The following is a 13,057-nucleotide window of genomic DNA, read 5'->3' as shown; positions in this document are numbered from 1 at the left end:
GCAGGCGATGCCCGCTAGGGAGCCGTTCACAGGCGGCGCGCGGGCGCCCCGGACGAGACGCGTCGCCGGGCGCAGCGCTCTTACGCGCCATCTTTGGATAACGGCAGCGTTCGGATGAGATTGAGTGTGAAAACGAAAAAATCTTTCGCCGGGATCAGCCGGCGAGGCCAAATTCCTTCATCGCAGGCACGAAATCGTGGTTGCTCGCGCTCTTGCGTGCGAGCTTGGCGAGCACATAGCGCTTGAACGGATCGAGCCGCGCCCAGTCGTCGGCGGCCGGCGGGCTCAGGTTCGCCAGGCTCGCCTGATGCAGCACCGTTTCGGGCACGGCCGCCGTGTCGCGCCATGCCGGGCTATCCTCGGGCGAGAACCACTCGGGCTCGACGTTCGCGTGCGTGCGCATCATTTCGAAGAGCGCGTGATCGAAGTTCGGCTCGATCGCCGTGTCTTCGTCGACGGGAAAACGCGCGAGCAGCGCGCGGTCTTCGTGCGGCAGCATCTGCCATTGTTCGAGCGAAATCCGCAGCCCGAAACGGTCGAGATTGAAGCGCACGACCATCGGGATAAATTTCAAATTCTCCGAAGATTCGATCTCGAAGTTGAACAGCAGGGGCGCATCATTGAGTCCCATGGCAAATTCCTCTTGTTCGGCGGCCAACGCGCTAAGCCGGTCTGAGGTATTTTAGAACCTTATTCGCGGCGCGGCGGCCCTGCCGTCGACTGCCGCCAACGCACAGCAATCCTTTGCACGGGACGAGAGGAGCAGGCAGGTGAACGAACTGGAAATGGGCGAACAGCCGGGCGTCGTCGAGCAATCGGTGCGCCGGCACCGCGGCCAAACGGTCGAAACGGTCGAAACGGTCGAAACGGTCGCCGATCATGTCGGCCAGGAGTGGCCCGTTGCGCTCGTCTTCAACGGCATCTCGCATGCGGTGATGATGTGCACGCCGCGCGATCTCGAGGAGTTCGCGGTCGGGTTTGCGATTTCCGAGGGGATCGTCGAGCGCGGCGCGCACATTCAGGACATCGAGGTCGGGTTCCGCGACGGCAAATTGCCATACGCGGAAGTGCAGCTGACCGTCGTGCAGCAGGCGTTCGTCGCGCTGAAGGAGAAGCGGCGCGCGCTGTCGGGAAGAACGGGCTGCGGCGTGTGCGGTATCGAAAGCATCGATCTGCTCGACCTGACGCCCGAACGCATACCCGACACCGGCTTTCTGCAACGGCTCGCACCCGATGCGATCGCGCGGGCCGCGAAGGAGCTGCCCGCGCATCAGGCGCTCACCAAGATGACGGGCGGCCTGCACGCCGCCGCATGGTGCGACGCGACGGGCGCGATCCGCTACGCGTTCGAGGACGTCGGCCGCCACAACGCGCTCGACAAGCTGATCGGACGGCTCGTGCTGGACCGCGTCGACACGAAGGACGGCTTCGTGTTCCTGTCGAGCCGCGCTAGCTACGAACTGGTGCGCAAGGCGGCGCGCGTCGACATTCCGATGGTCGCGACCATCTCGGCGCCTTCGTCGCTCGCCATCACGATTGCGCGCGAAGCGGGCGTGCGGCTTGTGAGCTTCTGCCGCGAGTCGAGTTACGTCGATTACGACACTGTCTGACGACTGCTCGCGCGGACGCGTCCGCGTTCAGTCGAACTGCCGGAAGTCCGGCTTGCGCTTCTCGAAGAACGCATTGAACGCTTCCTTCGCCTCGGGCGCGAGCAGCATCTTCGCGAAGTGCACGGCCTCTTCGGTCATCTGCGTGTGCAGTTCGTGCTGCGCGGCGCGCTTCATCAACTGCTTGGTCACGCGCAGCGACGATGCAGGCAGCGCGGCCAGCTTCTGCGCCTGCTTCATCGCGAACGCATCCACTTCGGCGGCGGGCAGCAGCCGGTTCACGAAGCCCATGCGCTGCGCTTCCTTCGCGTCGAAAGCTTCGCCGAGCATCAGCTTTTCGGCGGCCGCCTGATAGCCGGCGACGCGCTGCAACAGCAGCGACGATGCCGCTTCCGGGCACAGGCCCAGTTGCGCGAACGGCAGCGAGAACGTCGCGGTGTCGGCGGCGTAGACGAAATCGCAATGCAACAGCAGCGTCGTGCCCACGCCGACAGCCGGGCCCGCCACCGATGCAACGAGCGGCTTTTCCGCCGCCGAGATCGCGCGCAGGAACTGGAACACGGGCGCGTCTTCGCTGACGGGCGGCTGTTTCAAGAAGTCTTCGAGATCGTTGCCCGCGCAGAAAATGCCGACGCTGCCGCGAATCACGATCGCACGCACCGAAGCGTCGTCTTGCGCCTGAACGAGCGCGTCGGCCATCGTCTGGTACATCGCGGCCGTGATCGCGTTCTTCTTGTCGGGACGGTTGAAGGCTATCGTCAGCACGTCGGCTGTGCGTTCGATCAGAATGTCCATCTTGTGACTCCTCGACGTTCGTCGGTGTGTTCCGCGTTGGCGTGACAGGCGGACCGCCCGCGTCAACGCGGCAAAAAGCGGCCCGCAAGCGACAGGGGACTACTAGCGACTACAGCCGCTCGATGATCCCCGCCGCCCCCATACCTGTCCCGACGCACATCGTCACCATCCCGTACTTCAGATTGCGCCGGCGCAACCCATGCACGACGGTTGCAGCACGAATCGCACCCGTCGCGCCGAGCGGATGGCCGAGCGCGATCGCGCCGCCGAGCGGATTGATCTTCGACGGATCGAGGCCCAGGTCGTTGATCACGGCGAGCGACTGCGCGGCGAACGCCTCATTCAACTCGATCCAGTCGATATCGTCCTGCCTGAGACCCGCAGCCTTGAGCGCAGCGGGAATCGCTTCCTTCGGACCGATGCCCATGATCTCCGGCGGCACACCGCGCACGGCGAAGCTGACGAAGCGCGCGAGCGGCGTCAGGTTGAACTGCTTCAGGATCTTTTCCGACACGACGATCAGCGCGCCCGCGCCATCCGACGTTTGCGAACTGTTGCCCGCCGTCACCGAGCCCCTGTTCGCGAACACGGTGCGCAGCTTCGCGAGACCTTCCATCGACGTATCGGCGCGCGGGCCTTCGTCGAGCTTCACTTCGCGCGTCCTCACGTTGATTTCGCCCGTCGCCAGATCGGGGATGCGCTCGGTCAGCGTGTACGGCGCAATCTCGTCGTTGAATTCGCCCGACTGTTGCGCGGCGATCGCCTTGCGGTGCGATTCGACTGAGAACTGGTCCTGCTGCTCGCGGCTCACCTTCCAGCGCTCCGCGACCTTCTCCGCCGTGAGGCCCATCCCGTAGGCTATGCCGACGTCTTCATTGCGATCGAAGATATGCGGCGACAGCGACGGCTTGTTGCCCATCATCGGCACCATGCTCATCGATTCGCAGCCGCCCGCGATCATCACGTCCGATTCGCCGACGCGAATGCGATCCGCCGCCATCGCGAGCGCCGTCACGCCCGATGCGCAGAAACGGTTCACCGTCACGCCGCCGACCGTGCTTGGCAGACCCGCCAGCAACGCGCCCATCCGCGCGACGTTGAGTCCCTGCTCAGCTTCGGGAATCGCGCAGCCGACGATCGCATCTTCGATCAGCGACGTATCGAGGCCGGGCACATGCGCGACCGCCGAACGGATCGCGTGCACCAGCAGTTCGTCGGGGCGCGTGTTCTTGAACATTCCGCGCGGTGCCTTGCCGATCGGCGTGCGGCTCGCGGCGACGATATAAGCGTCCTGCAATTGCTTTGTCATTTGAATCTCCTTTGTCGACCAGAGTTGGCGCAGAGCAACTACTCCCGTCCCATGCGTAGAGGAATACGGTCTGCCCGCAACTCAGTTGCGCACCGGCTTGCCTGTTTGCAGCATGCCCATGATCCGTTCCTGCGTCTTCTGCGTGCCGAGCAACTCGACGAACGCGCGACGTTCGAGCGTCAGCAGCCATTCTTCGTCGACGAGACTGCCCGCTTCGACGTCGCCGCCGCACACCGCTTCCGCGATGCGGCTCGCGATCAGGTAATCGTGCTCGCTGATGAAGCGGCCGTCGCGCATGTTGACGAGCGACGCCTTGATCGTCGAAATCGCCGAGCGTCCGGCGACGGGCACCTGCGTCACGCGCAATGGCGGACGATAGCCCGCGGCCGCGAGCGCGCGCGCTTCCTTCTTCGCGGTGTCGAGCAGTTCGAAGACATTGAAGACGATCGTGTCCGACGGCTTCAGATAACCCATCGCGCGAGCGTCGAGCGCGGAGTCCGAGACCTTCGCCATCGCCGCGTTTTCGAACGGCTTTTGCAGGAACTTGAGCAGATCGTTCGTCGCGCCGGCTTGCGCCGCGGCTTCGGCGGCGCGCAACGCGGCTTCCTTCAGGCCGCCGCCCGCTGGCACGAGACCGACGCCCACTTCGACGAGGCCGATATAGCTCTCGATATGCGCGACGCGCTTCGCGCTGTGCAGCACCAGTTCGCAACCGCCGCCGAGCGCGATGCCCGACACGGCCGCGACCACGGGCACGTTCGAATACTTCACGCGAAGCATGCCCTGCTGGAACTTCTTCACGAATGGCTCGATGCCCTTCGCGCCGCCCATCATGAACGCGGGCATCGCTTCTTCGAGATTCGCGCCCGCCGAAAACGGACCGCCCGGCGCGCCGAGCTTCAGCGACGTCGGCTGCCAGATCACGACGGCCTTGTAGTCCTGCTCGGCGACGTCGATGGCCTGCACGAGGCCGTCGATCACCGATGGCCCAATCGTGTTCATCTTGCTCTTGAACGACACGATCAGGACGTCGTCCACACCCGCGCGATCGTCGACCCACGCGCGCACGGCATCCGTTTCGAAGACGGTGTTGCCGTACGTCTTCGGATCGGCTCCCCCTTCGTCCGATTGGCCCGCGAGCGGCGCGCGGAACACCTGCTTGTCGTACACCCCCAGCGACGAGCGCGGCACGAAGCGCTGTTCAGCCGGCGACCACGAGCCTTCGTTCGTGTGCACGCCGCCCTTTTCGGCGACGGGGCCTTCGAGCACCCATGCAGGCAGAGGCGCATTGGACAGCGCCTTGCCCGCCGCGATATCTTCCCGCACCCACTCGGCGACCTGCTTCCAGCCCGCCGTCTGCCAGCCCTCGAACGGGCCTTCGTTCCAGCCGAAGCCCCAGCGGATCGCGAGATCGACGTCGCGCGCGTTGTCGGCGATCGACTCCAGATGCACACCGATGTAATGGAACACGTCGCGGAAGATCGCCCACAGGAACTGCGCCTGCGGATGCTGCGTTTCGCGCAAGAGCTTCAGACGCTCGGCGGGCGGGCGCTTGAGAATCCGGCCGATCAGTTCGTCGGCCTTCGCGCCGCCATCGACATAGCTGCCCGTCTTCGCGTCGAGCACCTTGATCGCCTTGCCTTCCTTCCGATAGAAGCCCGCGCCCGTCTTCTGGCCGAGCGCACCCTGCTTCACGAGTCCGGCGAGCACGGCAGGCGTTTCGTAGACGGGAAAAAACGGATCGTCCGCGAGATTGTCCTGCATCGTCTTGATCACGTGCGCCATCGTGTCGAGACCCACGACGTCCGCCGTGCGGAACGTCGCCGACTTCGCGCGGCCAAGGCGGCTGCCCGTCAGATCGTCGACTTCATCGAAGCGCAGGCCGAACTTCGCGGCCTCCGCGATCACCGCGAGGATCGAGAAAATACCGACGCGGTTCGCGATGAAGTTCGGCGTGTCCTTCGCGCGCACGACGCCCTTGCCGACGACGCTCGTCAGGAACGTTTCGAGTTGATCGAGGATTTCCGGGCGCGTCGCCGTGGTTGGAATCAGCTCGCCCAGATGCATGTAGCGCGGCGGATTGAAGAAATGCACGCCGCAAAAGCGCGACTTCAATTCATCGGAGAAGCCCTTCGACAGTTCGGTGATCGACAGGCCCGACGTGTTCGTCGCGAAGATCGCATTCGCGCCGATGTGCGGCGAGACTTTCTTGTAGAGATCGTGCTTCCAGTCCATGCGCTCAGCGATCGCTTCGATCACCACGTCGCATTCTGCGAGCTTCTCGATGTCGTCGTCGTAGTTGGCGGGCTGGATGTATTGCGCGTCGTCCTTCACGCCGAACGGCGCCGGTGACAGCTTCTTCAAGTTCTCGATCGCCTTCAATGCGATGCCGTTCTTCGGGCCTTCTTTTGCAGGCAGATCGAACAGCAGCACGGGCACTCTGGCGTTGATCAGGTGCGCAGCGATCTGCGCGCCCATCACGCCGGCGCCAAGCACGGCGACCTTGCGAATGATCAGATTGCTCACGTCGTTCCTCCGGGGAGTGATGCGGTGTCGCGAGTTGCCGCGTGAAGGCGCACGTAGCCTCCTTGACGCGGCGTGTGTGTGAGAGAGGAGCGGCGGCGCATGGCGTGACAAGAGCGATGCGCGGCCCTGCGAGCGCTTTAGAACAGCGCTTCGTCGATGTCCATCAGCGTCTTCGAACCGGCGCGCGCAGCGCGGATCGTCGAGGCCGTTTCGGGCAGCAGCTTCGCGAAGTAGAAGCGCGCGGTCGCGAGCTTCGATTTGTAGAACGGATCGCCGGATGCTTCGTTGTCGAGCGCGACGCGCGCCATGCGGGCCCAGAAGTACGAGAACACCAGATGGCCGACGGTGCGCAGATACGGCACGGCCGCCGCGCCCACTTCGTCCGGGTTCTGCATCGCCTTCATGCCGATTTCCATCGTCAGCTTCTGGACCTTGTCGCCGATATCCGCAAGCGGATCGACGAACTCCTGCATCTCCGGCTTGATCCCTTCCGCTTCGACGAAATCCGTCACGAGCTTGCCGAACTTCTTGAGCTTCGCGCCCATGTCGCCGAGCACCTTGCGGCCCAGCAGATCGAGCGACTGAACCGTGTTCGTGCCTTCGTAGATCATGTTGATCCGCGCGTCGCGCACGTACTGCTCCATGCCCCATTCGGCGATATAGCCGTGGCCGCCGAGCACCTGCATCGCGAGGTTCGTGCCTTCGAACGCGTTGTCCGACAGGAATGCCTTCAGGATCGGCGTGAGCAGCGCGACGAGATCGGCGGCTTCCTTGCGCACCGTTTCGTCCGCGTGCGACAGCTCCTTGTCGATGTGCAGCGCCGACCAGTACGAGAACGCGCGCGCGCCTTCCGCGTACGCCTTCTGCGTGAGCAGCATGCGGCGCACGTCCGGGTGGACGATGATCGGGTCGGCGGCCTTGTCGGGCGCCTTCGGGCCCGACAGCGAACGCATCTGCAGACGCTCCTTCGCATACGCGAGCGCGTTCTGATACGCGACCTCCGTCAGGCCGAGGCTCTGCATGCCGACGCCCAGACGCGCAGCGTTCATCATCACGAACATCGCATTGAGGCCTTTATTCGGCTCGCCGACCAGCCAGCCCTTCGCGTCGTCGAGATTGATCACGCACGTCGCGTTGCCGTGAATACCCATCTTGTGCTCGATCGAACCGCACTTCACGCCGTTGCGCGCGACGGGGTCGCCGCTCGCGTTGGGCACGAACTTCGGCACGATGAAAAGCGAGATGCCCTTCGTGCCATTCGGCGCATCCGGCAGACGCGCGAGCACCAGGTGAACGATGTTTTCGGCGAGATCGTGTTCGCCGCTGGAGATGAAGATCTTCGTACCGCTGATCGCGTACGAGCCGTCGTCATTCGGCTCCGCCTTCGTGCGCAGGATGCCGAGGTCGGTGCCGCAATGCGGCTCGGTGAGGCACATCGTGCCCGTCCATTGACCCGACACGAGCTTCGGCAGATACGTCTGCTGCAGCTCCGGCGTGCCGTGCGTGTGCAGGCATTCGTAGGCGCCGTGCGAGAGGCCGGGGTACATCGTCCACGCCTGGTTCGCCGAGTTCAGCATCTCGTAGAGCGCGTTGTTGACGAACGCGGGCAGGCCCTGGCCGCCGTACTCTGGATCACAGCCGAGCGCGGGCCAGCCCGCCTCGACGTACTGCCGATACGCTTCCCTGAAGCCCTTCGGCGTGGTGACGACGCCATCGCCTTCGTATTTGCAGCCTTCCTGATCGCCGCTCTGGTTCAGCGGGAAGATCACCTCCGAGCAGAATTTTCCGGCTTCTTCGAGCACCTGATTGATCGTCTCGGCATCGAGATCCGCGTGCCTGGGCATCTGCTTGATCTCGGCTTCGACGTTCAGCAGCTCGTGCAATACGAATTGCATGTCGCGCAACGGCGCGGCGTACTGTCCCATGAGTCTCTCCAGTCAATCCAAAGGTTGGGGTCTGTTCACGCTAATAACGGGCTTCCGAACGTGCCTTGCCGGCTGCAGTGCAAGAAGCAAGGAGCGCCGTTTGGTCGAGCCAAACAAGCGACGCGCGACGCCGCAATGCGGCCGGCAAGGCACGTTCCCCTGATCTGAAAGAATCATTTGAGGGGCAAGCCCGTTATTAGCGCGAACAGACCCTAGCTCAAGCGTCGCAGCCAGCCTCCCGCCGTTTGGATCCGATGGACCCAGCCAGCCCCGCTAGCGGCTCGCGCTCTCGCTCTGACGCGAAACAATCAGTTTTTCCAGCGCGGCCCACGTGAGGCGCACGGCATCGGGCAGATGCAGAAAGCGTGCGTCGTGATGCAGACCGAGCGTGAAGCTATACAGTTCGAAGAGCATCAGTTGCGAGTCCGTATCTGCGCGCAGATGCCCTTCTTCGATTGCCTGCGAAATGGCTCGCGTGAGCGCCGCGCGCCACATCTGCACGCTCGCCACCAGCTGCTCGCGCACCGCGCTGTCCGCGCGATCGTCGTACTCGACCGCGCCGCTGATGTAGATGCATCCAGTCGTGACTTCCTGGACGCGCTTCTCGATCCAGCGCGAGAGCATCGCGCGCAAGCGGGGCAAGCCACGGGGCTCGCGCAGACTCGGGAAGAACACCTCGTCTTCAAAACGACGGTGATATTCGCGCACGACTTCGACCTGCAAGTCCTCGCGCGACCCGAAATGCGCGAACACTCCGCTCTTGCTCATCTGCATGCGCTCGGCCAGCAGGCCAATCGTCAGACCTTCCAGTCCGTCGCGGCTTGCCAGATCGAGTGCTGCATCGAGAATCGCGGCTCGCGTTTGTTCGCCTTTTCGCATAGCTGTGTACCGTCTGATTTGATCGAAAGGAAAAATCGAACGGTCGTACCATTATCGGGCGTGGCCGTCCGCAAAAACAAGGAATTTATTAGAAACGGGTTTCTAACAACGCTTCGATTTTCCGTCATTCGTCTATAGGACGATGCGGAATTTTTAGAATCATTCGCCGGAACTGATCTGAGTTGTCTCCAAATTGTTGTTTTCCGAGCGCTGCGGATCGTATTTTGTCTGTGCTTTTTCTTCTTTCCAGCCCATCTTCCGATCGTTCGTCTAATCGTAGCCGCCGACGGTCAGCAGCTTCATTGCCAGCCGATAGGTGTTGTACGCGAACCAGTTGAGCAGCCGCTCGCCGGCGGGACGCGATTCGTAGTGCTTTTCGTCGATGCGGCGCGATTCGTCGAACGCCGCCAGGATCGCGTCGCGCAGCTGATCGATCTCTGGATGCAGCACGAGCACGACATTGGCTTCGTTGTTCAGCACGAGGCTCAGCGCGTCGAGATTTGACGAGCCGACAGTGCCCCAATTCGAATCGACGACGGCCACCTTGCCGTGGAGCATGGTCCTTTCGTACTCGGCGATCTTCACGCCCGCCTTCAGCAGCGCGCGGTACAGAAACGGCACCGCGTAGTCGAGCGCGGCAAATTCCTTTCTGCCGATCACGAGACGCACGTCGACGCCGCGTTGCGCCGCGAAGATCAACGCACGCCGCAGCTTTCGGCCGGGCATGAAGTACGGATTGGCGAGCAGCACTTCGGAGCGCGCCTGGCCGATCGCCGTCAGATACGCCTTCTCGATCGCGCGCCGGTTGACGAAGTTGTCGCGCGCGACGAACGCGACGCACGGCTCGGCCATCGCACGCATGTCGGCATTGCGGGCGCTCCTCGTGCTCTGGCGCGCGCGCACGAAGCGCGCGGTCGCGGCGCGCGGTGTCGGGCCGCCGACGGGCGGCGGCGTCAGCGCGGGCCGGTGGCCGATGCGGATGCGCTCCCATTGCACGTCGAACGCTTCGCGCACGTCGGCCACCACGGGCCCTTGCAGCTCGACCGCAAAATCCCAGCGCGGATAAGGCAGGCGCATGCCGTTCTGATCGTAGTCGTCGACGATGTTGATGCCGCCGCACCACGCGAACGCGTCGTCGACCACCGCGAGCTTGCGGTGCGTGCGCGAAAAGCCGAAGCGGCCGAACAGATGCGGGTTGTAGATGCGATGCTCGACGCCCGCCATCGTCCAGTCGTTGAACATCGCGAGTCGCTCGGTGCCGATGCCGTCGGTGATCACGCGCACGCGCACGCCGCGTGTCGCGGCACGTATCAGCGCGTCGGAGACGGAGCGGCCCGCTGCATCGTCGCAGAAGATATAGGTTTCCAGCGCGACGTCGCCTTGCGCGGCATCGATGCGCTCGACCAGCGACGCAAAGAACGGCTCGCCCTCTGTGAACAGGCGAACATCATTGCCGCTACAAAAGCGATACCTGGACCAGTAGCGCCGACCGGGCAGATGCTGGGTCAGTCGCGCAAAGCGGCGGCCGCCGCCGCTCATCGGCAGCGCTCCTTCACGCGTTGCGGCAATTGCAGGATCGCATCGCGATTGGACCACGAGAAGCAGCGCTCGGCGGCCTCCTGCCAGGGCAGCCACAGATGCGCGGTATGTTCGAGCGGCGCGAGCGTCACTTCGAGACGCTCAGGCACTTGCAGGCTGAACCAGTGTTCGGTGTTGTGCGTGACGCCTTCTGCGTAGCGGTGGCGCCACGTCGAAAAGATTTCGAACTCGATGTGATGATGCCAGTCGACGAGCGCCTCACGCGGCACGAGATCGCCGCCGATCACGATGCCCGTCTCTTCCGCCACTTCGCGGATGGCCGTTTCCGCGATCGGCTCGTCGATGCGCTCCTTCGAGCCCGTCACCGATTGCCAGAACCCCTCGCGGTCGGCTCGTTCGATAAGCAGCACGTCGAGCTGGGGCGTGTGAATGACGACGAGTACGGATTCCGGAATCTTCGGCGGTTTCGGCATGGTGATAAAGCGGCGCGGGAGTCGCGCGATCGCATGTCGGAAGGCGTAGCTTCCAGTGACTGTAACGCAAAAAAAGAAAAAGGCGCATCACGCGCCTTCTTCGTTCGTTGTTTCGCGCACCCGCCGTTGTTTTAACGGCGCGTCGCGCTGGACGTCACACTTACGCCTTCTGCTCGGGCTGACGCAGACGGATGTGCAGCTCGCGCAGCTGGCGCTCGTCGACTTCGCTCGGCGCCTGCGTGAGCAGATCCTGCGCGCGCTGCGTCTTCGGGAACGCGATCACGTCGCGGATCGAATCGGCGCCCGCCATCATCGTGACGATGCGGTCCAGACCGAATGCGATGCCACCGTGCGGGGGCGCGCCGTATTGCAGCGCGTCCAGCAGGAAGCCGAACTTCGCGCGCGCTTCTTCCGCGCCGATCTTCAGCGCGCGGAACACCTTGCTCTGCACGTCTTCCTGGAAGATACGCACCGAACCGCCGCCGATTTCCCAGCCGTTCAGCACCATGTCGTATGCCTTTGCGAGGCAGCGGCCCGGGTCCGTTTCCAGATATTCGAGGTGCTCGTCCTTCGGGCTCGTGAACGGGTGGTGAGCGGCGACGTAGCGGCTTTCCTCTTCGTCGTACTCGAACATCGGGAAGTCGACGACCCACAGCGGCTTCCAGCCCGCTTCGACGAGGCCGTTCGCCTTGCCGAACTCCGAGTGGCCGATCTTCAGGCGCAGCGCGCCGAGGCTGTCGTTCACGACCTTCGCGCGATCCGCCGCGAAGAAGATGATGTCGCCGTCCTGCGCCCCCGTGCGCTCGATGATGGCCGCGATGGCCGCCTCGTGCAGGTTCTTCACGATCGGGCTTTGCAGGCCGTCACGGCCCTTCGCCACTTCGTTGACCTTGATCCACGCGAGACCCTTCGCGCCGTAGATGCGCACGAATTCCGTGTAACTGTCGATATCGCCACGCGACAGCTCGCCGCCCTTCGGCACGCGCAGCGCCGCGACGCGGCCGTCCTTCGTGTTGGCCGGCGTGCTGAACACCTTGAAATCGACGTCCTTCATGGCGTCCGTCAGTTCCGTGAATTCGAGCTTCACGCGCAGATCCGGCTTGTCGGAGCCGAAGCGGCGCATCGCTTCCGAGTACGGCATCACGGCAAACTTCGCGTCCAGTTCGACGCCGATCGTTTCCTTGAACACATGACGCGTCATGTCTTCGAACAGATCACGGATTTCCTGCTCGTTCAGGAACGACGTTTCGCAGTCGATCTGCGTGAATTCCGGCTGACGGTCAGCGCGCAGGTCTTCGTCGCGGAAGCACTTGGTGATCTGGTAATAACGGTCGAAGTTCGCGACCATCAAGAGCTGCTTGAAGAGCTGCGGCGACTGCGGCAGCGCGAAGAACTGGCCCGCGTTCACACGCGACGGCACCAGGTAGTCGCGCGCGCCTTCCGGCGTGCTCTTGGTCAGCATCGGCGTTTCGATGTCGATGAAGCCGCGCGAATCGAGGTATTTGCGCACTTCCATCGCGACGCGGTAGCGCAGTCGCAGGTTGTGCTGCATTTGCGGACGGCGCAGGTCGAGCACGCGGTGCGTGAGGCGTGTGGTTTCCGAGAGATTGTCGTCGTCGAGCTGGAACGGCGGCGTGACGGATGCGTTCAGCACGCTCAACTCGTGGCACAGCACTTCGATCTTGCCGCTCTTCAGGCCGGCGTTCGTCGTGCCTTCAGGACGGTTGCGCACCACGCCCTTCACCTGGACGCAGAATTCGTTGCGCACGCCTTCGGCCGTCTTGAACATCTCAGCGCGATCCGGGTCGCAGACGACCTGAACGAGGCCTTCGCGGTCGCGCAGGTCGATGAAGATAACGCCGCCATGGTCGCGGCGCCGGCTCACCCAGCCGCACAGCGACACGGTTTGACCCAGGAGGTGTTCGGTCACCAGACCGCAGTATTCAGATCTCATCGACATGATGTTTGTCTTTCGTTTTGCATGGGTTGAACGGCGCGCGCCAA

The 13,057-nt window shown here is 63.6% G+C and carries 10 protein-coding genes; 1 reads left to right on the top strand and 9 read right to left on the bottom strand.

The window, feature by feature from the left end; genetic code table 11:
- Nucleotides 1-154: 154 nt before the first annotated feature.
- Nucleotides 155-631 (bottom strand): nitrate reductase associated protein, encoded by a 477-nt coding sequence (locus tag AB4Y32_RS02265; RefSeq protein WP_368719771.1) that lies wholly within the window; start codon nt 629-631, stop codon nt 155-157.
- A gap of 139 nt (nt 632-770) precedes the next feature.
- Between AB4Y32_RS02265 and fdhD the strand changes: the two genes are divergently transcribed.
- Nucleotides 771-1,610 carry a formate dehydrogenase accessory sulfurtransferase FdhD gene (gene fdhD, locus AB4Y32_RS02260; protein WP_368719770.1) on the top strand — a complete coding sequence of 280 codons (840 nt, stop codon included), beginning with the start codon at nt 771-773 and terminating at the stop codon, nt 1,608-1,610.
- A 27-nt stretch (nt 1,611-1,637) separates the two neighbouring features.
- Here fdhD and AB4Y32_RS02255 read toward each other — a convergent pair whose 3' ends face one another.
- From AB4Y32_RS02255 to aspS, 8 genes are all read right to left on the bottom strand, one after another.
- Entirely contained in the window at nt 1,638-2,402 is a 765-nt protein-coding gene (locus AB4Y32_RS02255) for an enoyl-CoA hydratase (RefSeq protein WP_368719769.1), read from the bottom strand.
- A 109-nt stretch (nt 2,403-2,511) separates the two neighbouring features.
- Entirely contained in the window at nt 2,512-3,711 is a 1,200-nt protein-coding gene (locus AB4Y32_RS02250) for an acetyl-CoA C-acyltransferase (protein ID WP_368719768.1), read from the bottom strand.
- A gap of 81 nt (nt 3,712-3,792) precedes the next feature.
- Nucleotides 3,793-6,237: a 3-hydroxyacyl-CoA dehydrogenase/enoyl-CoA hydratase family protein gene (locus AB4Y32_RS02245; protein WP_368719767.1), complete on the bottom strand. Its 2,445-nt coding sequence runs from the start codon at nt 6,235-6,237 to the stop codon at nt 3,793-3,795.
- Nucleotides 6,238-6,374: 137 nt separating this feature from the next.
- On the bottom strand, nt 6,375-8,162 hold the full coding sequence (locus AB4Y32_RS02240; protein ID WP_368719766.1) for an acyl-CoA dehydrogenase C-terminal domain-containing protein: 1,788 nt from the start codon (nt 8,160-8,162) through the stop codon (nt 6,375-6,377).
- Nucleotides 8,163-8,435: 273 nt separating this feature from the next.
- Nucleotides 8,436-9,041: a TetR/AcrR family transcriptional regulator gene (locus tag AB4Y32_RS02235; protein WP_090865470.1), complete on the bottom strand. Its 606-nt coding sequence runs from the start codon at nt 9,039-9,041 to the stop codon at nt 8,436-8,438.
- A 270-nt stretch (nt 9,042-9,311) separates the two neighbouring features.
- Nucleotides 9,312-10,580, bottom strand: a complete 1,269-nt coding sequence (gene clsB / locus AB4Y32_RS02230; RefSeq protein ID WP_368719765.1) for a cardiolipin synthase ClsB — start codon at nt 10,578-10,580, stop codon at nt 9,312-9,314.
- Nucleotides 10,577-11,053 (bottom strand): dihydroneopterin triphosphate diphosphatase, encoded by a 477-nt coding sequence (gene nudB, locus AB4Y32_RS02225; protein WP_368719764.1) that lies wholly within the window; start codon nt 11,051-11,053, stop codon nt 10,577-10,579. The genes clsB and nudB overlap by 4 nt, the downstream gene beginning before the upstream one ends.
- Before the next feature lie 160 nt (nt 11,054-11,213).
- Nucleotides 11,214-13,013 (bottom strand): aspartate--tRNA ligase, encoded by a 1,800-nt coding sequence (gene aspS, locus AB4Y32_RS02220; RefSeq protein ID WP_368719763.1) that lies wholly within the window; start codon nt 13,011-13,013, stop codon nt 11,214-11,216.
- Nucleotides 13,014-13,057 lie beyond the last annotated feature (44 nt).

The sequence above is a fragment of the Paraburkholderia phymatum genome (assembly GCF_040965635.1).
Classification (GTDB): Bacteria; Pseudomonadota; Gammaproteobacteria; order Burkholderiales; family Burkholderiaceae; genus Paraburkholderia; species Paraburkholderia phymatum_B.
This window is presented reverse-complemented; position numbering and strand designations above follow the sequence as displayed.

Bases quoted from the DNA above. Each gene is read 5' to 3' on its own strand.
- AB4Y32_RS02235 (WP_090865470.1), bottom strand. From the start codon at position 9,041: ATGCGAAAAGGCGAACAAACGCGAGCCGCGATTCTCGATGCAGCACTC.
- nudB (WP_368719764.1), bottom strand. From the start codon at position 11,053: ATGCCGAAACCGCCGAAGATTCCGGAATCCGTACTCGTCGTCATTCAC.
- AB4Y32_RS02240 (WP_368719766.1), bottom strand. From the start codon at position 8,162: ATGGGACAGTACGCCGCGCCGTTGCGCGACATGCAATTCGTATTGCAC.
- aspS (WP_368719763.1), bottom strand. From the start codon at position 13,013: ATGTCGATGAGATCTGAATACTGCGGTCTGGTGACCGAACACCTCCTG.
- AB4Y32_RS02265 (WP_368719771.1), bottom strand. From the start codon at position 631: ATGGGACTCAATGATGCGCCCCTGCTGTTCAACTTCGAGATCGAATCT.
- AB4Y32_RS02255 (WP_368719769.1), bottom strand. From the start codon at position 2,402: ATGGACATTCTGATCGAACGCACAGCCGACGTGCTGACGATAGCCTTC.
- clsB (WP_368719765.1), bottom strand. From the start codon at position 10,580: ATGAGCGGCGGCGGCCGCCGCTTTGCGCGACTGACCCAGCATCTGCCC.
- AB4Y32_RS02250 (WP_368719768.1), bottom strand. From the start codon at position 3,711: ATGACAAAGCAATTGCAGGACGCTTATATCGTCGCCGCGAGCCGCACG.